This is a genomic window from Massilia sp. GCM10023247 (assembly GCF_042653325.1).
Classification (GTDB): Bacteria; Pseudomonadota; Gammaproteobacteria; order Burkholderiales; family Burkholderiaceae_D; genus Telluria.
In genome coordinates, this window is record NZ_JBHSIB010000007.1 from 595,035 (window position 1) to 618,322 (window position 23,288).

Sequence of the window (23,288 nt, forward strand, 5' to 3'; positions counted from 1 at the left end):
GTTTTTTTGCGATAACCCTGCAAAAAATCTGATATTTCTGATCTGCAACAAGAATATAATGACCGATGGCGGCGCGGAAATGGCGCCCCGCAACCCATCGAGGGATCATTATGCCGGCAGCACGCGAGATCAGACAGTCGGGCCGTCGCCCTGCGGCGCTGCTGGCGGCGCTTTTGCTGGTTTCCTCCTGCGCCTGGGGCCAGGCTGCCTCTCCGCTGGCCGAGCGCCTGGCCGAGATCCGCGAAATCAACCGCTTCGTGCCCGAGAAGGCGCTGCCGATGCTGCGCGCGATCGAGGCGCAGGCGCGCGACGCGTCGGTGGACGACAAGGGCGAGCTGCTGGCCCAGCTGTGCATGGCGCACAGCTATCTCGGCAAATACGACGAGGCGCTCGCCGCCTGCGACGAGCTGGTCAACCTGGGCCGCAGCGAGAACAATAACGCCGCGCTCGCCAAGGGTTTGCTGCGCAAGGGCTACATCAAATACAACCTGAACGAGCTGGCGCGTTCGCACGAGCTGATCTGGGAGGCCGAGCGCCTCGCCAACACCACCGATGACGTCGACCTGCGCATGCGCGCCGGCATCTCGTCGGCCGAGGCCCATGCCGAGAGCGGCAATTTGCCGCGCGCGCTCGAAGGCATGCAGGCCATCGTGACCTGGACGCGCCAGCATGGCGACAAGACCCAGCTGGTGGTGGCGCTCAATTCGCTGGCCAGGCTGTATGCCACGACACGCGAGTACGGCAAGGGTTTCGAAGCGCTCGACGAAGCGATGGCGCTGGCCGCGCAAACCGTCTCCCCGGGCCGGCTGGCCCTGCTGAAGGCAACCGAATACCGGCTCGCCGTCGCCAGCGGCCAGATGGGGCGCGCCCTGAAGGCGCAGCTGGCCGAATTGGCGCTGCAGCGCCAGCTTGGCGCGCATTCGGCCGTGCCGTGGTCGCTGGTGAACCTGTCGGACTGCTATCTGAAACTGCGCGATCATGGCCGCGCGCTGGCCTATGGCCTGCAGGCGCTGGAGGCGGCGCGCGCCATCAATAACGAGAACCTGGTGGCCGTCGCGCGCGTAAACATCGGCCAGGCCCACCTCGCCGCCGGCCGCGTACTTGAGGGCAAGCGCAGCGTCGAACAGGGCCTGGCGATCTTCGACAAGCTCGGCGACAAGCCGCAGCTGCAGGCCCTGCTGTTCGAGTACGGCGACGCGCTCGAAGGCGCGGGCGACTATGCGGGCGCGATCGCGGCCTATCACCGCGAACGCGGCCTGTCGAACGAGCTGTTCGAAAAGCGGCGCCAGAAGGCGATGCTGGAACTGCAGGAAAAATACGATGCCGACCGCAAGCAGCGCCAGATCGAACTGCTGCAGCGCGAGAACCAGGTGAAGTCGGTCGAGATCGACAACCGCCGCCTGCAGCAGCGCGTCTGGTGGCTGCTGGCGGTCGTCTTCGCCCTGGCTTCGGTCGTGGTCGGGCTGCTGTACCGTAAGGTGCGCCAGGCCAACGCCCAGCTGTACCGGAAGAACCTCGAGCTGAAGCAGCAGAGCGTGCGCGATCCGCTCACCGGCCTGTACAACCGCCGCCACTTCCAGGAATTCATGCGCGGCGATCCGGCGCCCGGCCAGCTAGCCGACCAGCGCGGCGCCGGCACCTCGGGCGAGCAGATGGTCAGCGCCCTGTTCCTGCTCGACGTCGACCATTTCAAACACATCAACGACACCTGGGGCCACGGCGCCGGCGACGCGGTCCTGATCAAGATTGCCGACAGCCTGCGCGAGATCCTGCGCGAGACCGACATGATCGTGCGCTGGGGCGGCGAGGAATTCCTGGCCTTCCTGCCTGCGATCCCGAAGAGCGGCCTCGACGAGGTGGCGCGCCGCCTGCTATCGGGCATCGCCGCGACCGAGGTGGAATACCAAGGCGCGCGCCTGTCGGCCAACGTATCGGTCGGCTTCGCGCCCTTCCCCTTGAGCCCGGGCGGCGAGCCGCTGTCCTGGGAGCGCACCGTCAACCTGGTCGACATGGCGCTCTACATGGCCAAGGGCCACGGCCGCAACCGCGCCTACGGCGTGACCGGCTTCGCCCAATTCGAGCGCACCTCGATGGAAGAGATCGAGCAGAACCTGGAACAGGCCTGGCGCGAAGGCTTCGTGCAGATGTCGATCGTGACGGCCGGGTTTCCGGAATTGCGCGCGAGCGCGTGAGCCGGGCTGGCGGGGCTGTTGCCTGTGACGTTATCGGCGCATTGAACCCGCGTGGGCACGAGTGCCCACCCGACGAAATGCGTTATCGGCGAGCGCGAACGAAGTCCGTTACGGACCCGTCCGCGGCGTACTGCGTAGGGTGGGCGCTCCGTGCCCACGCGCAGTACGCACACCACGAACGGCACAGGCAACCGCCCCACGTCCAGCGAGCGCTCAATGCGCCGCTTCCTGCATCTTCTCCCCCGCCTTCTCGACCTTCTCGCCGACCTTTTCCGTCGCCTTCTCCAGCCCGCGGCCGGCCTCCTGGGTTGCGTCGACGATCTTGTCGCGCGCCTCCTCGGTGCGCTTGGCCAGGTTGCGGCGCGCTTCCTCGGCGCGTTCGCGCGCCTGCTGCGCGGCCTCGTCGGCTTTTTCGAGCGGTGCGCGCAGGCCCTCGGCCACCTTGTCGCCGGCCTCGTCGACCGCCTTGCCGGCCTTCTGCGCCGGTCCCATGGCCTCGTCGTCGCGCGAACAGCCGGCGGCGGCCGCCAGCACCAGCAGCGCACCGAACAGGGTAGTTGCTTTCATGATTCGCTCCTGTGATCGTGTTTCCGCAAGCATACACCTTGCAAAAAAGGCATGCGCCACGCAAGGCGCCCCGAGACCTCGTAATTAGAATTCATCGGCGCGCCGGTGTTCCGGCCAGCGCGCGTCGATTTCCTGTTTCAGGGCACGCGTGTCCGCGTCTTCACCCCAGCGTTTGGTAAAGGCGCGCAGGCGCTGGCGGGCACGCTCGGCCGACGAGGCGCCGATGGCCGCCTCGACCGCGCTCTTCGCCTCGCGCCAGGCCTTGTCGCGCTGGCGCTTGCGGGTGCACATGCCGGCGGCGTCGTTCAGGGCCGTCTGCACCTGCTGCAACTGCTCCGCGGTCGCCTTGGTCTTGCGCAGCGCGATCAGCTCGGTCTGGGCATCGCGCGGCTTGCACTCCCGCGCCAGCGCGATGGCCTTGTCCATCTGCGCTTCGATGCGCCGCGTGGAGGGTTTCGCCAGCAGCCAGACGCCCCACAGCACGGCCAGGGCCAGGATCCACCAGCGCAGGCGCACCGGCTCGCGTTTCGGCGGCGCGGCCGGGCCGGCGCCTTGCGCGCGCGCGCCGGACGCCGGCGGCAGCGGCGGCAAGGGCGGCAGTTGCGGTGGCGGCGGCAAGGGCCGTCCGCTCGGGGCAGCCGCCCGGCTCCCCGGGGTGGTGGCCGGCGCGACCGGCTGCGGCGCGGCCGGGCGCACCTCCGCGCTGGCGGGCGCCGGCGCCGGCGGCAAGGGTGCCGCGGCTGCCGCGGCTGCTGGAACTGCTGGAACTGCTGGAACTGCGGCGGCAGCCTGCGGCACAGCCGCCTCGGGTACGGCAGGCACGGCGGCATGTGCCGGCGGGGGCGCGGCCCGCTCCGCCTGCGCCGTGCCGCAGTAAGGGCAGAAGTTCACGCTGCGCGGCAGCGTGCGCCCACAGGCCGGGTCGATACAGCGGAAGATCGAATCGTGTTGCACGGCCCTCCCCTGTTATTGCGGATCCGGGATGCCGTCATCCGGATCGGGAATGGATGGGCCGCGCAGCGCGTCGATGCCGGGAATCTCGGCCAGCACCTGCCACTTGCCGAACCGCGGATCCTGCGCCATGTTCCAGGCACGGGTAGCGAGGTCGACTTCGCCGCGCGCCAGCTGCCCGGCGATCTCGTCGAGCGCGAACGGGCCGCGCTGCGCGCCCGCGACGAACAGTTTATAGCGCGCGCCTTGCCCTGCAGGGGCCGGATCGGGAATCGCGGCCGCAGCCGTAGCCGCATCCTGGCCGCGGCCTGCGATCACCGATGCCGCGCGCGCGTCGCCGGCCAGGACCTCCGGACGCAGGATGCGCTTGTCGAGCGGGCGCTCGACCTCCCAGCTGTAGGCATCGAGGGCGGAATCCGGTACGGCTTCCGTCCACTCGCCGATCGTCGCCAGCACGGCGTCGACCGACGCATTCGACAGCGCCGGGTCGAGCGCCATCGCACGCCGCAGCCAGCTGTCGTACAGGCGGCGCGCCGTGATGTTCGGCAGGGAGGGCGAAGGCAGCTGGGCGCCGGTCTCGTCGGTCTCCAGGCGCGGCTCGTAGACGCGCAACTGGTAGTGGCGCATCAGGGCCGCCAGCAGCAGCAGTTGGTGCGGCCCGAGCGAAGCGAGCCGGTTGCGCACGGCGGCGATCACCTGCTCGCGGTAATACGGCGGCAGGCCGTTCGATCGGATCGCATACTCGTTACCGATCTGCAGCCACTCGCCGGAACCGGGCTCCACCTCGAACAGGTATTGCCCGCGCGGCTGGAAGGCGGCCTCGCGGTCGCCGGCGTCCATCTTGCGCCGGATCACGCCCAGCGCGATCGCCTGTAAAAACCATTCGTAATCGTCCGCCAGGCGGTTCAGTTCGTCCATCGATGGCGAAATCGGATGGCGGAAACGGGTCGAATCGAAGTGCAGGTGGGTCGGGATCTTCGGGTTTTCGATCTGGTACGAAGCGCGCCAGGTCGGCAGGCCGCGCAGCACCGTCATCGGGTAGCCCGACAGCTCGATATAGCAGACCGCGCGCCCGGGGACGCCGGTGTTGACGATCGAGACCAGGTCGCCATGGAAGAAGCCGGTCGGGATCGAAGCGCGGATTTCTCCTTCCATCTTGCGCCAGGCGCCGGTATCGCCGACGCCGATAAAGCATTTGAACTGGTCCGCATTCGGCGTGAACTCGGCCGAGAAGCGCGCGTTGATCCAGGGCATGGCACTGCGGATCCACTCCGCGAACACGCGCTGGCGCTCCTGCGGCGTCATCGCGTTCAGCCGGTCGAGCAGCGGGTCGGACGGCTCGCTGCCGGCCAGCTCGGCGTTCGACAGCTGGGTCTGGGCGCGCCTGAACAGTTTGAGCAAGAGCTCGGCGCGGGTGCGCTCGTCGCCCAGTTGCGGGAACAGGCGGCTGGAGCCGCCGAATTCGAGCAGCACTTCCTCGCTCCAGGCGCTCACGTCCCCGCTCAGGCGTACCGGCGCCGGCATCACGTCGCCCGCCAGCTTGATGTAGGTGGCGTGCTCCTGGCGCGCGTCGGCGCGCAGCTGGGCGATGCGGCCGTCGACCGCGTGCAGGATTTCCTGCACGTGGCGCCGCCCTTCCTGGAATTCGCCGGCGATGCCGCTCCACTGGGCGTTGCCGTATTCGTCGGTAGCCTGCGGCTCGCCCAGCCAGCTCGACATGCCGCGCATCACCTCGATCGCCTGGCCGGCGCTGACCGCCAGCAGGTGGAAGCGCAGGTAGTCGGCGATGTCGCGCTTCAGGTGCGCCATCACTTCCCGCGCCTGCGCGTCTTTTCCGAACAAGCGTCCCGCCGCCTGCCCCAGGTTGTTCAGCGATTCCTCGACCTGGCGCGTGCGCAGCGCGTCGCGGATGTCGCGGTAGCGCCGGCCGTTGCGCTCGGCGTTGGCGAGGTCGCGCTGCAGCAGTCGCGCCTTGACCTGCTCCAGCAAGGACAGCACGAATTCCAGCCCGCCCTGCTTGCGGTCGTCGAGCAGCGCGTACAGGCGCTCGCGCACCCGCCCTTTCAGGCGCCCGGTCAGCTCTATCGTATGGCGCTTGATGCGGTCCTCGCTGGTCTCGGCGGTGGCGCCGGCTTCGCGGATCGCATCGCGCTCCAGGTTCGGCAGCAGCTCGGCCACCCGCTCGCGCCACTGCGGGATGTCGAAGGCGGCCATGATGCGGTCCATCTCGAGCTGCACCTTGCTCTCGACGCGCTCGAGCAGCGAGCGTCCTTCCTTGTCGCGCAACAGCAGGCCCGTGAGCGCATATTCCTGGAACGGGGTGACGTCGACCGTCCCCCTTTTAAAATCCGGGAATTCGTCGAAGGGCAGCTCGCGCATGTCCATCTGCTCGCGCATGAAGGCGTCGCGTTCCTGGTCGCCGGCGCGGCGCGCCAAGGCGCCGTCGCGTCCCACGAGACCGAAGAACTCCTTGACCATCAGCGCCGCCAGCTCGTAGGCGCGGATGTCCTCGCGCAGGCTTTGCTGGGTGTCGAGCACGGACTGGCCGAAGGCCGAATACACCTTCGAATACGACAACCGCATGTCGCCGAAGCGCCCTTCCGGCACCCGCGGGTTGTAGGGCCCGAGTTTATGCTGCTGCTGGTTGACCGCGACCGAGCGTTTGCGATTGGCGAAATCGGCCGACGCGAAATCCTCGAACAAGGTGTCGGCCACCATCTGGTAGACGTCCTTGACGTCCTGGGTCGCCTTGTTGGCGAGGTTGGCGGTGTCGACGAAATACACGTCATCGAAAGGGGCGCCGCGCCCGACGATGCTGTCCGGGTCCATCCATTTCACTTGCGCGTTCATGTCGCGCATTGTCGTTTCCAGCTCCATCATGGTCGCGTAGGCATTCGCCTCTGTGCGCTCCTTGTTGGCCTTGGCGAAGCCCGAGGGCAGGAACATCACCAGGTCGACCTGGCTGTCGGCCACTTCCTGGCGCGCGATGGCCTTTGCCATCCAGCCCAGGTCGATGGCGCTGCCGGCGCCGGTGCCGCCCGCGTTCGAGGCGATCACGACGATGCGAAATTTCGAGGTGTCCACCTGCAGGCCGAGGCGCTGGTAGTTGTCCTTGCGCTCGATGCCGGCATTACTGCCCAGGAAATTGAGCGCACCCTTGATGCGCCCGCGCAGTTTCGGATACTTGTCGAACAAGTACAGCCGCGCGACGGCGCGGATCTGGCCCGCCCCTTTCGACGGGTCGATGCCGAGCGAGCGCAGTTTTTTCGGGCGCAGCGGCATCCATTTTTCGATCAAGGGGAAGCGCGCCAGGCTGTCGTCGGACTCGTGGTACTGGGGCAGATCGAGCGGTTCCACCAGGCGCTCTTCATCGGTCAGCTTGACCAGCTCGTACCAGGGATCGGTGCGCTGCGACTTGCCCTCGTCGATGACGGCGTTCGAGTCGAGGTCGAAGTGCAGGAAGCGCGCGACCGGGAAATCGGCGATCGATTCGACCCGGGTCGGGTTGTGACGGTTCCAGACCGCCGACAGGATGCGGCGGCGGATGCGCATCATGACTTCCATGCCGGTGCCGCCGGCGCCGATGAACAGCGTCGGGCGCAGGTCCACCTTCAGTTCGGACTTGCCGAGTTTTCTATCGAGGGATGCGGGGTTCGGTAGTTCTGCCATGTCGTTTCTTTCGATTGCGTGGACGCGCTGTTAGCGGCGGCCGATGAAGAGGGCCGCGACCAGCGCGACGAGGCCGACGAACACCAGCGGGCCGGTGACGCCCAGCGTCAGGTATTTGCTGGCGTTGACGACCGCCAGTACCGCCGCGCCGGTGATGAAACCGAGGCCGACGTACAGCAGCCAGCCGGCGCTGCCGGCCGTCGACGGCGCCACCCGGCGCACGACCAGGTGGTGCACATAAGCGTTGCGGGCGAAGAAGAACACGATCAGCAGCACCAGGAAGATCGCGCCGCCGATGGCGACGTCGCGGGTGGAGGTGTCCTTGGCCGGCGCCGGCACCCCCGGCTGCACCTCCAGCGTGCCGGTGTCGGCCGTCTCGGGCCTGGTTTTCGGCAGCGGGTCGTCCGGCGTGTTCTTGTCGGCCGGGAGCTTGAAGCCGGGGTCGGTCTGGGCGGTCGCTTGCATGGATGGTTCTCCTTATGGTTCAGCGTCCCAGTCGGACCTGCGCGCCTTCGCGCAGGTCGATCAACTGGTGGCCGAACAGGGTTGTCTTCAGGCGGGCAACTTCATTGCCCGCCTTGTCGTAAATCGGCTGGATGGCGCCGGCGCGGCTGTGCATGCTGCGGGTTTCGTCCTCGACCGTCACCAGCGCCTGGCGCGGGCGCATCCAGGCCCAGGCCGCAGCACCGCCCGCCGCGAGCAGCGCCAGCAAGGCGGCGCCCGCCGCAAGCAGCGGGCCGCTGCCGTAGTGCACGCGCACTTCGAGCGGCAGCACGGCGGTGGAGGCTTCGATGGCGCTGGGCGGCGTAAAGATCTCGGGCAGCGGATCGCCCGGGAACAGCGCCGCCATGCGCTCGCGAAAACCCTGCGACAGGGCCAGCTTCTGGTCCGCCAGGTGCACTTCGATCGCGCCCGGCAGCACATAGGCCGAGCCGGCGGCTCGGAAGGCTTCCAGCGACCACTTGCCGGGCAGTTGCGCCACCGGCAGCTGCAGCGTGGACGCGAGCGGCACCGGCTTGCCCGGCGCCAGGTCGCGCACGCGGGTGCTGGCCAGGGTCACGGGCCGGTTCTCGGCGCCCAGCTTCGAGCGCGCGCTCAGGGTGGCGCTGGCGATGGTGTACGGGTACATCGTGTTCTCGAGGTGCCAGTCGATCCTCGCGTTCGGAGAAGTCGCATCCGGCGCGATGTCGGCGCGCAGCACGCCGTTTTCGCCGATGGCGAATTCCACGCCCGGGGCGTTGCCGACCTTGCGCGGCACCAGGCGCACGGTGTCGCGGTCGAGCGGTTTCAGGCGCGCCGGCGGCTCGGTGATGACCTGCCTGACGCTGCCGGACGCCAGCAGGCTGTCGAGCGCCGCCTTGCCGCCGGCGCCGATCGCGAACGCATAGATCATCAGGCCGTTGGCGCGGTAGTGCCGGCCTTGCACCTGCATGCGCAGCGGGAAGGCCAGTGCCGTGCGGATGCGTTCGCCGCCGTGGATCAGCTGGTAGAACTCGCGGTTGCGCTGGGCGGTCGCCTGGTCGTTGTTCGGGCTGTTACGGTTGTTCGTCACCAGCCAGACGATGCCGTCCTTGCCGCCCAGCGCTTGCGTCATGGCGGCGCCCACCGCTTCGCCGAGGTCGGTGTCGGCCAGCGCGCCGCCCGGTTTGCGGGCGGTGTCGAGGGCAGCCAGCGCCTGCCTCACCTCTGCCCGCGTGTCCTTGCCGACCGTGCTTGACACCAGCGCGCGCGGCGAGGGCGCGTTCGGCTGCGACTGGTTGAAGGCGGCCAGCACCAGCGCGTCGCCGGGCCGGGCGACGGCCAGCGCCAGCTCGGCCACCAGCGGCTTGAAGGGCGATGCGGGATCGCTGTAGAAGGGTTCCATCCAGCCCGAGTTCTGGACCAGGAACACATGCGGCGCCGCCGCCACCGCCCCTGCGCCGCACAGCAGCGCAAGACAGGCGAACAGGCGCACCAGGAACGCCATCACGACAACTCTTCCAGGCGCCAGCCGCGCATCGCGTTCCAGTCGGGATGGTGCAGCCACAGCGCGCCGTCGTAGACGAAGGGCACGCACTCGAGCGGACGCGCCAGGCGCGCGACCTCGTCCAGGATCACGTTGCGCTTGCCGATCCATTCGATGGTGGTGCGGGGAATCGTGCGCCCGGCCAGCGCTTCCTCGGCGCGGCCGGTGTAGGCGTGGAAGCGCAGCACCAGGCCGCTCGGCTGGCTGCGGTTGTTGTTGAAACTGCGCAGCAGCGGCAGCACCAGGGAATCCTCCTCGTTCACGTCCTCGACGTGTTCGGCCGACCAGGGTTCGCCGGGCACCGGGTGGCCGCGCCGGAACAGCAGGTTGGCAAAGCCCAGGCGCGCGCCGTCGATCGGCTCGACCTGCGGGTTGTCGGCGCCCAGCTCGAGGAAGGAATAGGCCTGGCCATCGTGACCGATATGCCACAGGCGGCCGTCGCGGCTCTGGGTCGGGCCGCCGAATTCGAGCTTGGGCGCCCAGCCGCGCGGCCACGGCCGCCAGCGCGGCGCCTCGCCCGGACGCCATGCCAGCTGGCCCTGCTGGTGCAGCCAGAACAGGCGGTTGTCGTAGCCGATCGGGCGCATCCAGCCGCTTGTCGGCGCGTCCGCGCATTCGTAGTTCTCGCCGCTCGAGAAGTCGGTATCGGCGTCGAGCAGGTGCAGCGCGCCCTCGATCACGCACAGGCAGCCGACGCGGCGCCGCATCAGGCCCGGGCTCGATGCGATCTGGCCCGAGACCAGCACTTCGGTGCGATAGCTTTCGTTGACGGGATTGATCCAGAGCCGCACCAGGCCCGCTTCGGTGGGCACGACGCCGACCTCGCCGCGCGCGGGGTGGGTGGCGGGCAGCCAGCCGTACTGGCTCGACACGAAACGCAGTTCGCTGCCCGGATGCTCGGCCGCCATCACATGCCAGAGCTGGGCCAGCGGGTCCCAGTATTGCAGCACGCCGCGGCTTGGTGCCAATGCCAGCAGGCGCTGCTCGGGAAAACCGTAGCTGCCGGCGGCGAACACGCAATGGGCGTTGGGCGGCACCGGCATGGCCAGCTCGGCGCGGCCGATGGCGGGCGCGGCGGGACGCTCCTCCAGGCTGTCGCCCAGCGCCAGCGAGGTAACCGGCAAGCCGTGCGGCACATGGCGCGGCAGCCGCTGGTCGCCGTAGGCGCCCCACCACTCGGGCCGGTGTTGCACGCGGCCGGCGAGCTTGTCGAGCGGGCGGCCGCAGGTCGGGCAGAAGGCGAAGCCTTCCGGGTAGATCGGGGCGCAGCTGCAGGAGGCGGGCAGCGAGGCGCCGAGCAGGTGGGCGCAGTCGGGCAGCCGGCCGCGCGCATGCGCCTGCCAGTCGATCTGCCCCAGGCCTTGCGTGGCCTGCAGCGCAAACTGCCCGCTCGATTCGTCCTCCAGCCAGACACTGGCCGGCGTTTCCCATCTAATTGCCATCGCTCCGCCGCCTGTGAAATATGCATGCCGCGGCCCCGGCAGGGGCCGTCCTTGCTGTCTAAATCATAACGCCCCCACACCCCAAGCGGCGCGCTGTTCACCCGGTAGCGCCAGACGGCACCCTTGGGAGCGAAATATGGGTCTGTGGCAGGAAGTTCGGCGTAGAACCGTATAATGCCGGTCTCTCCCGACCGCCCGCTCGCGCCCGCTGCACGCCATGACCGCCACTTCCCTGCCCTCCCCGGACCTGCCGCCCCACGCCGTCGACGCGGCCGCCGGCCACCTGCGCAACATCCTCGACATCGCCATCGAACACGGTCCCGGCCGGCGCGCGCTGGTCGTGTTCGACAGCCGCACCGGCCTGTCGCGCGCGCTGGTCGACGCCTACCGCCGCAACCTGCCGGACGGGACCTTCCTCGACTTCGACAGCGTCGAGCCGGCCACGGTGCTGGCGCGCTTTCGCGCGCTGGCGCCGCAGGACCTGGTGGTGCTGGTGCAGTCGACCAACTTCCGCCTCGAGGCCTTCCGCATCCGCGTCGAGCTGTTCAAGCTGGGACTGAAGGTGATCGAACACGTGCACCTGTCGCGCATGCCGGGCGCGCAGGGCGAGCACTACATCGAGGCGCTGGCCTACGACCCGGCCTACTTCCGCGGCGTCGGCCGCGCCCTGAAAAGCCGGATCGATGCGGCGCCCCATGCGCGCGTGTGCGGCGGCGGCGAAACGCTCAGTTTTGCGTCGGCCCTCGAACCGGCCAAGCTCAACATCGGCGACTACAGCGGGATGAACAATGTCGGCGGCCAGTTCCCGATCGGCGAAGTGTTCACCGAGGCGCTCGACCTGGAAGCGGTGAACGGCCGCGCCCAGGTGCACGTGTTCGGCGATACCTCGTATCTGTCGAACCGGCCAGAGGTACCGGTGACGATCGTCGTCGAGCGCGGGCGCGTGGTCGCGGCCGAGAATGCGACGCCCGAGTTCCAGCAGGTGCTCGACATCATCCGCGCCGACGAGGGCGAGGTCTGGGTGCGCGAACTGGGCTTCGGCATGAACCGGGCCTTTACGCGCGAGCGGCGCGTCGACGACATCGGCACCTACGAGCGCATGTGCGGCATCCACCTCTCGCTCGGCGCCAAGCATGGCGTCTATCCGAAACCGGGCTTCAAGCGCAAGGACGCGCGCTATCACATCGACGTGTTCGCCGTGACGGACGCCGTCTACCTGGGCGACGAGCAGGTGTACGCGGACGGCGCCTGGACCGTGTAGCGGCTGCCGGCAGCACTGCGCGAGCAGTGCCTCGCCCTGCCCGTCGCGGCAGCGCGCAATGTGTCGCCCGGTGACATTTTGTCGTTAATAGCGCCGAAGACGTCTATCTCCCCGCTTTATTACCTCAAGTAAACACAAATTCCTTGTATTTTCCTTGCCGCAGCGCCCATACTGGGTTTCGATGTTAACGACAGGGCAGCCGACATGCTTCCAAACACATGTGGAAAGCAGGCGTTGCGGATTCTCCTGGCCGACCGCAGCGAGGAAACGCGCGACCTGTTCACGACGCTGTTCGCCGGAATGGGTCATACGGTCCAGACCGTAACAAGTGTCGCCGAGGCGCGCCGCGCCGCGTCAAGCTTCCGTCCCGATGCCGTGTTCACGGCCGTCTTCCTGCCGGACGGGAGCGGATTCGACCTGTGCGCGGCACTGCGCAGCACACCGGAAACGGCTACCGCGCTGATCGTCGCCATCACCGGCTACCTGTCCCCCGACTCGGCCCGGCTCGCGCAGGAGGCAGGCTTCGACGATTACCTCGTCAAGCCGGTCCAGCTCGACACCATCCTGGCCACGCTCGACGCCCTCACCGGCGGCAAGGCGCGCATCGCGCGGCACGCAGCGCCTACATCAGCCTGACCCAGCTTCCCTTGTAGAGAATCGGCCCGCTCGGCCCGTCGGGATTCGGCGAGCCGCCTGCGGGCTCGAGGCTGACCGCCAGCACGGCGACCTCCTCGCCGATGGCGTGCGCCGGCAAGGGCAAGCTCAGTTCGCGGCCGGCGCCCAGCACACCCAGCGAGCGCGGCTTGCCCTGGCGCGGCACCGCCCACAGTTGCAGCGCCTGGCGCGCCGTCAGCGGCACGCTGGCCACCACTTTGACCGTCATCCGTGCGCGCTCGCGGTCGGCCGTGACCACCAGCGCGGGCCGCGCCTGTTCGTCGGCCAGGCTGGCGATGTCGGTGACCACCGGCGCGTCCGGAGGCGCCTGCAGCACGGCCACCAGCAGCAATGCGGCAAGCGCGGACGAGGCCAGTGCGACGCCGCGCCACCAGGCCAGCGAACCGCGGCGCCAGAACTGCCAGCGTGGTGCGGCCGCCTGCCAGCCCAGGCGTGCCTCGAGCGCGCGCCAGACTTGCGGACGCGGCTGTACCGGCGGCACGAATTCGGCCATCGCGCCGAGGTGTCCGTTCCATTCGCGCACCGTGCGGCGCAAGGCGGCGTCGTCGTGCAACAACCCCTCGAAGCGGCGCCGGGCGCGGCCGCGCAGCGTGCCCAGCACATATTCGGCGGCAAGGCGCTCGCGCAAGGTCTCGTTGCCGCGCAGGTTCATGCGGCCCCCCGCGCGCTCAGGCAGGCATGCAGGCGCGCCAAGCTGCGCCGGATCCAGGTCTTGACGGTGCCGAGCGGCAGCGTCAGCTTGTGGGCGACGTCGCTATGCGACAGGTCGTGGAAGAAGGCCATGCCGACCACCTGCCGGTGCTTCTCTTCCAGCGCCGCCATGCAGTCGGCCAGCGCCTGCGCTTCGCCGCTCATCCTGACCGTATCGGCCGGCGTCATCGCCAGCTCCTCCAGCGACCCGAAGGCCTTGCCGTCGAGCGTGCCGGCGTCGCCGGCCGCCTCCTGGCGGTTGCGGCGCAACAGGTCGAAAGCGCGGTTGCGCACGATGGTCGTCATCCAGGTCATCGGCGCCGACAGGGCGCTCTCGTATTCGGCGGCATGGTGCCAGATCGCCACGAAGCTCTCCTGCACCACCTCTTCGGCCAGCTCGCGGCGCCCGAGGATGCGCAAGGCCAGGCCATACAGCCGCGGCGAGCTGGCGTCGTAGAGCGAGCGGAACGCGCTGCGGTCGCGGCGCGCCGCCGCCTGCAGCCAGGCCCGCAGCTGCGCCGGATCGACGGGAGTCGCAGCGGTGCTCAATTCGTACCTGTCGATGGAAGCATGGTCGTGGCCCTTGTGATGTCGGTATCGAAAATACCACAGCTGGGCTCGCGTACTAACAAAAAATAAATTGAATCCAGTCTGCCTGCGCCTGCGTATATCTCCATGCAGCCTGCATACGGGGGGGGAACATTTCCCTGTTGATCCAATCGCGCGGCAGGCCTGCCGCATACTCAGTATCATCAAATTTGCAACATAACAAGCAATTAAATTGTGCAGTTAACCGGAGAGCAAGATGAGACAAATGCAGAAAAAATCCCTATGGGCGGCCGCCGTTTTCACTGGAACCACGCTCCTTGCGCTGTCCGCGCCTAGCTATGCATCCAGTCACAGGGAGGCGCCATTTTTGACAAATTCGCCGAAAGTGGACGGCACCGACTTCTACATGTTCCGCAGCTATGCCCCGGGACGCGCCGGCTTCGTGACGATGATCGCGAACTACATTCCATTCCAGGATCCGCAGGGCGGCCCGAACTTCTACCAGTTCGACCAGAACGCCCTGTACGAAATCCACGTCGACAACAATGGTGATGCGAAAGAAGACATCACCTTCCAGATCCGCTTTAAAAACACCTCCAAGCGCACCGCGCTGAACATCGGCGGCAAGCAGGTACTCATCCCCCTGATCAATTCCTCCACGATCAGCGGCGTCAACCCGGCTTCGCTCAACGTGCGCGAAACCTACAGCATCGACATGGTGCGCGGCGACCGCCGCAGCGGCACCCGCACCCGCCTGGCGGGGGCGAATGGCGCCACCGAATTCGACAAGCCGGTCGACAACATCGGCGACAAGGTGTTCGGCGGCGCCGGCGGCTACGAAACCTATGCCAACCAGCACATCTACGACATCGCCGTGCCCGGCTGCGGCACGGGCCGCGTGTTCGTCGGCCAGCGCAAGGAGCCCTTCTACATCGCGGTCGGCAAGATCTTCGACCTGTTCAACCTGAACCCGCTCGGCGCCGAAGCGGGCGGCAACAAGAACGACCTCGAAAACAAGAACGTCAGCTCGATCGCCCTCGAGCTGCCGGTCGGCTGCCTGGTCGCCGCCGGCGAACCGGTGATCGGCGCCTTTGCCACGGCCAGCATGCGCCAGGCCCGCCTGATCAACCCGAATCCGGCCTCCGGCATCAATACCGCCGTCAAGGAAGGCGGCGCCTGGGCCCAGGTGTCGCGCGTGGGCATGCCGCTGGTGAACGAAGTCATCATCGGCATGGACGACAAGGACCGCTTCAACACCTCCAAGCCGAAGGACGACGCCCAGTGGGCCAACTATGTCACCAATCCGGTGCTGCCGGCGGTCGTCGAGACCCTGTTCCCCTCGGCCAAGGCGCCGACCAACTTCCCCCGTACCGACCTGGTGACGGCCTTCCTGAAGGGCCTCCCGGGCGTGAACCAGCCGAAGAACGTGGTCGCCTCGGAAATGCTGCGCCTGAACACGGGCATCGAGCCCACCGCCCAGGCAGCGCAGAATCCGCTCGGCGTGGCCGCCGGCGACAACGCGGGCTTTCCCAACGGACGCCGTCCGGGCGACGATATCGTCGACGTCTCGCTGCGCGTGGCCATGGGTGCATTGTGCGTCCTGACGGGCGCCGGCGACACGCTCGGCGTCGGCTGCAAACCGGGCGATGCGCCGGCCGGCGCCCTGCCGCTGACCGACGGCGTGCGCAAGGATGCGGCCAGCTTCAAGGCCGGCTTCCCCTACCTGAACACGCCGCTGCCGGGCAACCAGTAAGGAGCGCGCCATGTCCGACCACCTCCTTTCCAGATACCAGCGCGGCTCGCTTGCCGCGGCGCTGCTGTGCGCGGCGCTTGCCCTGACGGGCTGCGGCAGCAGCAACGACGATCCACCGCCGCAGGCACCGCCGGATGCCGGCGCGCCGCCGCCGCCGCCGGCCGCCGCCGACTCCTTCTTTGCCTACGTGATGGCGCGCGTCGGCAGCCTGCTCGACGACAGCGAGCCGGAGTCGATCGACGCCGTGACCGAGACCAAACCCGAGAACACCGAGCCCGAGCCGGTCGGTTGAATCGTTTGATCCGCGCGGGACGGTGCGCCGTCCCGCCGCGTTCGCTTCCGTCACCCTTATTCGGAGCCGCCATGCCCGGCAAGACCCTGATCCCGATCGTCCTCGCCTGCGCCGTCGGGAGCGCGGGCGCGGCGCCGTACATTCCCGCCAATGGCGCGCAGGTGCTCGAACGCCTGCCCGGCGGCGCCGGTCCGGCGCGGCGCGAACTGCAGCGCCTGCGCACGACCGTGAGCACCAACCCGGGCGACCTCGGCCAGGCCACGCTGCTGGCCCAGCGCTACATCGAACAAAGCCGGCGCGACGGCGACCCGCGCTACCTCGGCTATGCGCAAGCGGCGCTGGCGCCCTGGTGGTCGCAGACGCAGCCGCCTTCCGAAGTGCTGGTGCTGCGCGCCACGCTGCGCCAGAGCACCCACCAGTTCGGCGCCGCCCTGGCCGACCTCGACCAGGTGCTGGCGCGCGACAGCGGCAACAGCCAGGCCTGGCTCACGCGCGCCACCGTGCAGCTGATCACGGGCGATTTTGCCGGGTCCCGCGCCAGCTGCATGCGCCTGTATTCGCGCGCGCCCGAGCTGGTGGTACAGAGCTGCCTGTCGAACGTGGGCAGCGTCAGCGGCCAGGCCGGCGCCAGCTACGAACGCCTGCTGCGCACCTATGCCGCGCGCTCCGAGAGCGGGCCGGCCATCCGCACCTGGGCCGCCACCCTGCTCGGCGAGATGGCGGCGCGCCTTGGCCGCGGCGCCGCGGCCGAAGCGCATTTCCGCGAAGCGCTCGCCCTCGACCCGGCCGACAGCTACCTGCTGGCGGCGTATGCCGATTTCCTGCTCGACGCCGGGCGCGCGCAGCAGGTCGTGCGCCTGCTGCAGGACAAGACGGCCGCCGACGCCCTGCTGCTGCGCTACACGATCGCCCTGAAGGCGGCGCGCATGCCGGAGGCGGGCCGGGCCTCGGGCGAGCTGGCGGCGCGCTTCGACGCGGCCATGCGCCGCCGCGACAACGTGCACCAGCGCGAGCAGGCGCGCTTCGAACTGGCGCTGCGCGCCGATCCCGCCGCCGCCGTGCGCCTGGCCAAATTGAACTGGGCAGTGCAGAAGGAGCCGGCCGACCTGCGCATCCTGGCCGAAGCAGCCGCTGCCAGCGGCGACTCCGAGGCGCGCGCCTTCGTGCTGGCCTGGCTGGCGCGCAGCCGGATCGAGGACGCCACCATTGCCGCGCCCGTGGCGCGGCTGGGAGGCAAGGCATGAGGACCTGCTCGAACGTGCTGGCGCTGCTGGCCCTGCTGTGGGCATGCGCCCTGCCGGCCCAGGCCCACAAGGCGAGCGACAGCTACCTGACCCTCGACGTAAAACAGGAACGGATCACGGGCCAGTGGGACATCGCGCTGCGCGACCTCGAGATGGCGGTCGGCATCGACGCCGACGGCGACGCGGCCCTGACCTGGGACGAAGTGCGCGCCCGCCATGAGGCGATTGCCGCCTACGCGCTGGCGCGCCTGAAACTCGCCGGCGACGGCAAGCCCTGCCTGCTGCGCGTGACCGGACAGCTGGTCGACCAGCATACCGACGGCGCCTATTCGGTGCTGCGCCTGGAGGGCGCCTGCGCCGCCCCGGTCGATGCGCTGACGCTCGACTACAGCCTGTTGTTCGACATCGATCCCCAGCACAAGGGCCTGCTGCGCCTGACGCACGGCCAGTCCACCGGCAGCGCGATCTTCGCGCCCGACGCCCGCCGGCAGACGCTGGCGGTCGCCCAGCCCGGGCGCTGGCGCCAGTTCGCCGACTACCTGCGCCACGGCACCTGGCATATCTGGATCGGCTTCGACCACATCCTGTTCCTGCTCTCGCTGCTGCTGCCGGCCGTGCTGGTGCGCCGCGACGGCCAGTGGCAGGGCCGCGAGACGCTCAAGGCGGCGACCTTCGACGTCCTCAAGATCGTGACCGCCTTCACGCTGGCGCACTCGCTGACCCTGAGCCTGGCCGTGCTCGGCGCCCTGTCCCTGCCTTCGCGCCTGGTCGAGTCGGCCATCGCGGCATCGGTGATCCTGGCCGCCCTGAACAACCTGTGGCCCGTGTACCACCGCTGGCGCGCGGTCGTCGCCTTCGGCTTCGGCCTGGTGCACGGTTTCGGCTTTGCCAGCGTGCTGGCCGACCTCGGCCTGCCGCGGGACGCGCTGGTGGTGTCGCTGGTGGGCTTCAACGTCGGCGTCGAACTGGGCCAGCTGGCGATCGTCGCGGTCTTCCTGCCGCTCGCCTTCGCACTGCGCCGCGGCCCCTTCTACCGGCGCGTGGTGATGACCGGCGGCTCGGTATGCATCGCCCTGGTGGCGCTGGTGTGGCTGGCCGAACGGGCGTTCGACCTGCAGTTGATGGCCTAGCGGCCACGCCGCTCGCTGTCGGATTTTCTTACAGTGGGCGGCCTTTCCGAATGGCGACGCGCGCCAACTTGCTGATTCCTATAGCAATTAAAGTTGCGGCACGGAATATGCTTCTTGAAAGAAAGGGAACAATAATTCAATAAGAAATCTGAAGGAGTCCACATGAACACCGCCCTGGCATGGCTGGTTGCCGCCGCCGCATGGTCGTTTACCTCTGCACATGCCGCCAGCATCCGGCACGATGACGCCGGCGCCGGCGTGCAGCTACCCGAGCCGCTGAAGCAGCCCTTGCAGCCAAGCGGCCTGCACGCCGACACGGCAGCCGATACCCTGTCCGCCACGCCGGTGGGCTTCAAGGGTTTTTACGGGGTCGACCTGTCGGCCGCCGGTCCGGCTGCGAAGAGCCTTGCAGGCAGCGCGTTCGGGTCTGCCCACGATCACCCTGAGCACGATAGCCGCGCCTACACGCCTGGCAGGTGGGCCGCCGCCGGCAGCGCCATGCGCGCCACTGCCGTGCTGCCGGCGCCGCAAGAAGGCGTGCCGGAGCCGGGAACGCTTGCCATCCTGTCGATTGGACTTGCGGGGCTGCTGGTATCGAGCCAGAAGAAGGCGTAAGGGTCTACGGGAGACCGGCCAGCAGCGGCTGGCAGGGAAGCGCCGAGTTATACAGGTTTGAAGAAATGATGCATTTGTTTCAATAAAACTAAAATGACTAATGACCGATTGTTAACGATAAAATATTTCTCGAAAATAACAATTTATCGATAAGCCATTCGGAGGAAGCGATGTTCCAGACCCTGCGTTATCCCGCCCTTGCCCCGCGCCGTGAGGCCCGGCATGCCTTGCACATGCTGGCCCGCGCCGCCGCGGTATGCGCAGTCGCTGTGACCTTGCCCACCTTCGCCGCGACCAAGGACGAAATCGCCCGCATCGAGCGCGGCCTGCGCCAGCCCGTCGCGCTGGCCGGCCAGGAATCGACACGCACGCTGGCCGACGAGATGCGCCGGCTGAACGTGCCCGGCGCGAGCATCGCCGTCATCCGCGGCGGCAAGATCGCCTGGGCGCAGGGCTATGGCATCACCCATGCCGGCGGCCCGGCCGTCACTGCCGACACCCTGTTCCAGGCAGCCTCGATCAGCAAGCCGGTCACGGCGATGGCCGCGCTGCGCCTGGTACAGGAGGGGAAACTCGACCTTGATGCCGACGTCAACACCCTCCTCGACTCCTGGAAACTGCCGCAGGGCGCGAATGGCGACACGAAGGTCAGCCTGCGCCAGCTGTTGTCGCACACCGGCGGCACCAGCGTGTCCGGCTTCCCCGGCTACGCTGCCGGCAAGCCGGTGCCGACCCTGGTGCAGGTGCTCGACGGCGCCGGTCCGGCGAATACGAAACCGGTGCGCGTCGATGCGGCGCCGGGCAGCGCCTTCCGCTATTCGGGCGGCGGCTACAGCATCGTCCAGCAGGCGCTGATCGACCGCAGCGGGAAGCCTTTCGACGTGCTCCTCGCGGACACCGTCCTGGGGCCGATCGGCATGAAGGACAGCCGCTTCTCCCAGCCGCTGCCGGCCACCTTGCTGGCGCGCGCCGCGCTGCCGCACGACGGCAGCGGCAAGCCCTATGCCGGCGGCCCCTACACCTATCCGGAACTGGCAGCGGCCGGCCTCTGGACCACCCCGACCGACATCGCCCGCTTCGCCATCGACCTGCAACGCAGCCTCGGCGGCGGCAAGGGCGTGCTCTCGCCCGCCATGGCGCGCGCCATGCTGCAGCCGGTGAAAAACGGCTACGCCCTCGGCGTGAACGTCGACGGGAGCGATGCCACGCTGAGCTTCGCCCACGGCGGCGGCAACACGGGCTACCAGAACACGCTGTTTGCCTACGCGGGCAGCGGCAAGGAAGGTGGCGACGGCGTGGTCGTGATGACCAATGGCGCCAACGGCGGCGCGCTGGCCGGCGCCATCGCGCGCGCGGTCGCCTTCGAGTACAAGTGGCCGACCTACCAGGTCAAACTGCGCGAGGCGATTGCGCTGCCGGCGGCGGAGCAGGAAAAACTCGCCGGGCGCTACACCACCAGGCAACTGGGCAACTTCGTCATCGCGCGCCGCGACGGCCAGTTGATGATCGCCCTGCGCCCCGATGCCTGGGAACCCCTGCATGCGGCTTCGCCGACGGTGCTGTTCGTGCTCTCGCGCGAGCTCGAATTGCGCATCGACGGCGATGGCGGACGCATCGTGTCCGGCTCGTCGGACCTGCCGTTCAAGAAAGCGGAATAAAGCAGGGCAAGGCCGGCGCGGCGGACTGTTGGGCCGCTCATACATATGCATCATGTATCAGCTTTTTTACAAATCCGCCGAAGGCTTGCCTGAAAGATACCATTAGAATAGTTTCTCCTATTCCATCTATAAAAACAGGGGAAACATGATACGTTTGCCAATCGCCTTGGCGGGGCTGTGCTTGACTATGTCCGCTTTCGCGGCCGATCCGTTCGACGACAAATTCCGCCAGCTCGACGAGCTGCTGCCGACCGCAACGACTGTCCGCACCGCCTCCGGCGCGCCGGGCCACGCCTACTGGCAGCAGCGCGCCGACTACACGATCCGGGCCACGCTCGACGAGGCGAACCGCGCGATCCGCGGCGCCGAGACGATCACGTATCACAACAACTCCCCCGATACCCTGAACTACCTTTGGCTGCAGCTCGACCAGAACATCTACAAGCCGAATTCGGATGCCCGCATGTCGGCCACCTCGGTGTCGCGCGAGGCCTGGGTCAAGCCGCGCAGTCCGGAAGAAGGGATGAAGTTCGACGCGCTGCGCACGACCTTCGAAGGCCTGACTTTTGAGGGCGGCTTCAACATCACCTCGGTGAAGGCGAACGGCCGCACGCTGCCCCACGTCATCAACCGCACCATGATGCGCATCGACCTGCCGCAGCCCCTGAAACCGGGCCAGCGCTTCTCGTTCAGCGTGGAATGGAATTACAAGATCAACGAGCAGAAGGTGCTCGGCGGCCGTTCCGGCTACGAGAAATTCGACGACAAGAACGACTTGTTCGAGATCGCCCAGTGGTTCCCGCGCATGGCCGCCTACTACGATGTCTACGGCTGGCAGCACAAGCAGTTCCTCGGCGCCGGCGAATTCACGCTCGAATTCGGCGACTACGACGTCGAGATCACCGTGCCGTCCGACCACATCGTGGCCTCGACCGGCGTGCTGCAAAACCCGGGTTCGGTGCTGACCTCTGCCCAGCGCGAGCGCCTGGCGCGCGCGAAAACCGCGAAGAAGCCGGTGATCATCGTCACCCAGGCCGAGGCGGAAGCGGCCGAAAAAGCCCGCGCAGCCGTGAGCAACGGCGCCACCAAGACCTGGCACTTCAAGGCGAAGAACGTGCGCGACTTCGCGTTCGCCTCGAGCCGCAAGTTCATCTGGGACGCCCAGGGCATGAAGAGCGGCGATAACGACGTGATGGCGATGTCCTACTACCCGAAGGAAGGCAACCCGCTGTGGGAGCGCTACTCGACCCAGGCCATCGTCCACACCATCGAGCAGTACAACAAGTACTCCTTCGACTATCCGTATCCGACCTCGATTTCCGTGAACGGCCCGGTGGGCGGCATGGAATACCCGATGATCACGTTTAACGGCCCGCGTCCGACCAAGGACAAGAAGACCGGCGAGCTGACCTATTCGAAGCGCACGAAATATGGCCTGATCGGCGTGATCATCCACGAAGTCGGCCACAACTACTTCCCGATGATCGTCAACTCGGACGAGCGCCAGTGGACCTGGATGGACGAGGGTCTCAATTCCTTCGTCCAGACCCTGGCCCAGGAGGCCTGGGAAGAGCAGTGGCCGGAAATGCGCGGCGAACCGCGCCTGATCACCGACTACATGAAGAGCCGCAACCAGGTGCCGATCATGACCAATTCCGAGTCGCTGCTGCAGTTCGGGAACAACGCCTATGCCAAACCGGCCGCCGCGCTGACCGTGCTGCGCGAGACGGTGCTGGGCCGCGAGCTGTTCGACTTCGCCCTGAAGGAATACGCGAACCGCTGGAAGTTCAAGCGCCCGACCCCGGCCGACTTCTTCCGCACCATGGAAGACGCCTCGGGCACCGACCTCGACTGGTTCTGGCGCGGCTGGTTCTACACGACCGACGCGGTCGACGTGAGCGTGGACGGCATCAGCGAATACACGGTCAGCTCGCAGAATCCGGAAATCGAAAAGGCCTGGCGGCGCAAGCTGAAACAGGCCGAGCCGGTCTCGCTCTCCGACCAGCGCAACAAGGGCATGCCGCGTCGCGTCGATGCGCACCCGGAACTGAAGGACTTCTATAACGAGCACGACGAGTTCACGGTCACGAATGCCGACCGTAACAAGTTCAACGAGACCCAGGAAAAGCTGGAGGACTGGGAAAAGGCGCTGCTGGCATCGGGCAAGCACCTGTACCTGGTCGATTTCTCCAACCTCGGCGGGCTGGTGACGCCGCTGGTACTGGAAATCGAACTCAAGAGCGGCAAGAAGTATGTCGAGCGCATCCCGGCCGAAGTGTGGCGTTACTCGCCGAAGAAGATCACGAAACTGATCGTCACCGACGAGCCGATGGTGGCACTGACCCAGGACCCGTACTGGGAAACGGCCGACATCGACCAGAGCAACAACGCCTGGCCGCGCAAGCTGACCCCGTCGCGCCTGGAACTGTTCAAGTCCCAGCCGCCGGGCAACGACATGATGAAGGACTTCAACACCAAGCTGAAGACCAAGGACGAAAAGGCCGCGACCGCCGAGCAGCCGAAGAAGGAGACGGTGCCGGCAGTGCAGTAATAACCGTAGGGTGGACGGGTTTTCCCGTCCACGCGTTCAACCAG

Annotated in this window: 18 protein-coding genes; 10 read left to right on the forward strand and 8 right to left on the reverse strand. The window is 67.7% G+C overall.

From position 1 onward, the window contains the following. Nucleotides 1–110 precede the first annotated feature (110 nt). Nucleotides 111–2,192, forward strand: a complete 2,082-nt coding sequence (locus tag ACFPAH_RS06315; protein ID WP_379742290.1) for a diguanylate cyclase — start codon at nucleotides 111–113, stop codon at nucleotides 2,190–2,192. 213 nt (nucleotides 2,193–2,405) lie between these two features. Here ACFPAH_RS06315 and ACFPAH_RS06320 read toward each other — a convergent pair whose 3' ends face one another. The 6 genes from ACFPAH_RS06320 to ACFPAH_RS06345 all read right to left on the reverse strand — a co-directional run bounded on the left by ACFPAH_RS06320 (nucleotide 2,406) and on the right by ACFPAH_RS06345 (nucleotide 10,826). Continuing rightward, a complete protein-coding gene (locus tag ACFPAH_RS06320; protein ID WP_379742293.1) occupies nucleotides 2,406–2,759 on the reverse strand; it encodes a hypothetical protein in 354 nt (117 codons plus the stop codon). An 84-nt stretch (nucleotides 2,760–2,843) separates the two neighbouring features. Then, nucleotides 2,844–3,713, reverse strand: a complete 870-nt coding sequence (locus ACFPAH_RS06325; protein WP_379742296.1) for a hypothetical protein — start codon at nucleotides 3,711–3,713, stop codon at nucleotides 2,844–2,846. Between the two features lie 12 nt (nucleotides 3,714–3,725). After that, entirely contained in the window at nucleotides 3,726–7,379 is a 3,654-nt protein-coding gene (locus ACFPAH_RS06330; RefSeq protein ID WP_379742299.1) for a tubulin-like doman-containing protein, read from the reverse strand. 30 nt (nucleotides 7,380–7,409) lie between these two features. After that, entirely contained in the window at nucleotides 7,410–7,844 is a 435-nt protein-coding gene (locus ACFPAH_RS06335) for a hypothetical protein (protein WP_379742302.1), read from the reverse strand. A 19-nt stretch (nucleotides 7,845–7,863) separates the two neighbouring features. Further along, nucleotides 7,864–9,345: a hypothetical protein gene (locus ACFPAH_RS06340; RefSeq protein ID WP_379742995.1), complete on the reverse strand. Its 1,482-nt coding sequence runs from the start codon at nucleotides 9,343–9,345 to the stop codon at nucleotides 7,864–7,866. Next, nucleotides 9,345–10,826 (reverse strand): hypothetical protein, encoded by a 1,482-nt coding sequence (locus tag ACFPAH_RS06345; RefSeq protein WP_379742305.1) that lies wholly within the window; start codon nucleotides 10,824–10,826, stop codon nucleotides 9,345–9,347. The genes ACFPAH_RS06340 and ACFPAH_RS06345 overlap by 1 nt, the downstream gene beginning before the upstream one ends. 217 nt (nucleotides 10,827–11,043) lie before the next feature. Here ACFPAH_RS06345 and ACFPAH_RS06350 point away from each other — a divergent pair, with 217 nt between their 5' ends. Both ACFPAH_RS06350 and ACFPAH_RS06355 read left to right on the forward strand, forming a co-directional pair. After that, nucleotides 11,044–12,087, forward strand: a complete 1,044-nt coding sequence (locus ACFPAH_RS06350) for a hypothetical protein (RefSeq protein ID WP_379742308.1) — start codon at nucleotides 11,044–11,046, stop codon at nucleotides 12,085–12,087. 234 nt (nucleotides 12,088–12,321) lie between these two features. After that, nucleotides 12,322–12,723 (forward strand): response regulator, encoded by a 402-nt coding sequence (locus ACFPAH_RS06355; RefSeq protein ID WP_379742311.1) that lies wholly within the window; start codon nucleotides 12,322–12,324, stop codon nucleotides 12,721–12,723. Here ACFPAH_RS06355 and ACFPAH_RS06360 read toward each other — a convergent pair. Then, a complete protein-coding gene (locus tag ACFPAH_RS06360; protein WP_379742314.1) occupies nucleotides 12,710–13,414 on the reverse strand; it encodes an anti-sigma factor in 705 nt (234 codons plus the stop codon). The two genes, ACFPAH_RS06355 and ACFPAH_RS06360, sit on opposite strands and share 14 nt — an antisense overlap. Then, nucleotides 13,411–14,001 (reverse strand): sigma-70 family RNA polymerase sigma factor, encoded by a 591-nt coding sequence (locus ACFPAH_RS06365; protein ID WP_379742317.1) that lies wholly within the window; start codon nucleotides 13,999–14,001, stop codon nucleotides 13,411–13,413. The genes ACFPAH_RS06360 and ACFPAH_RS06365 overlap by 4 nt, the downstream gene beginning before the upstream one ends. A gap of 265 nt (nucleotides 14,002–14,266) precedes the next feature. Here ACFPAH_RS06365 and ACFPAH_RS06370 point away from each other — a divergent pair, with 265 nt between their 5' ends. The 7 genes from ACFPAH_RS06370 (at nucleotide 14,267) to ACFPAH_RS06400 (ending at nucleotide 23,244) form a co-directional block, all read left to right on the forward strand. After that, the gene (locus ACFPAH_RS06370; protein WP_379742998.1) at nucleotides 14,267–15,754 is read left to right on the forward strand and encodes a DUF4331 domain-containing protein; all 1,488 of its coding nucleotides are present in this window, start codon (nucleotides 14,267–14,269) and stop codon (nucleotides 15,752–15,754) included. 10 nt (nucleotides 15,755–15,764) lie between these two features. Further along, the gene (locus tag ACFPAH_RS06375) at nucleotides 15,765–16,046 is read left to right on the forward strand and encodes a hypothetical protein (RefSeq protein WP_379742320.1); all 282 of its coding nucleotides are present in this window, start codon (nucleotides 15,765–15,767) and stop codon (nucleotides 16,044–16,046) included. 71 nt (nucleotides 16,047–16,117) lie between these two features. Continuing rightward, on the forward strand, nucleotides 16,118–17,290 hold the full coding sequence (locus tag ACFPAH_RS06380; RefSeq protein WP_379742323.1) for a hypothetical protein: 1,173 nt from the start codon (nucleotides 16,118–16,120) through the stop codon (nucleotides 17,288–17,290). After that, nucleotides 17,287–18,420 (forward strand): HupE/UreJ family protein, encoded by a 1,134-nt coding sequence (locus tag ACFPAH_RS06385; RefSeq protein ID WP_379742326.1) that lies wholly within the window; start codon nucleotides 17,287–17,289, stop codon nucleotides 18,418–18,420. The genes ACFPAH_RS06380 and ACFPAH_RS06385 overlap by 4 nt, the downstream gene beginning before the upstream one ends. Before the next feature lie 162 nt (nucleotides 18,421–18,582). Beyond that, the gene (locus tag ACFPAH_RS06390; RefSeq protein ID WP_379742329.1) at nucleotides 18,583–19,035 is read left to right on the forward strand and encodes a PEP-CTERM sorting domain-containing protein; all 453 of its coding nucleotides are present in this window, start codon (nucleotides 18,583–18,585) and stop codon (nucleotides 19,033–19,035) included. Nucleotides 19,036–19,205: 170 nt separating this feature from the next. Then, nucleotides 19,206–20,693 (forward strand): serine hydrolase domain-containing protein, encoded by a 1,488-nt coding sequence (locus tag ACFPAH_RS06395; protein WP_379742332.1) that lies wholly within the window; start codon nucleotides 19,206–19,208, stop codon nucleotides 20,691–20,693. 145 nt (nucleotides 20,694–20,838) lie between these two features. Then, nucleotides 20,839–23,244: a M1 family metallopeptidase gene (locus tag ACFPAH_RS06400; protein WP_379742335.1), complete on the forward strand. Its 2,406-nt coding sequence runs from the start codon at nucleotides 20,839–20,841 to the stop codon at nucleotides 23,242–23,244. Nucleotides 23,245–23,288: the final 44 nt, after the last annotated feature.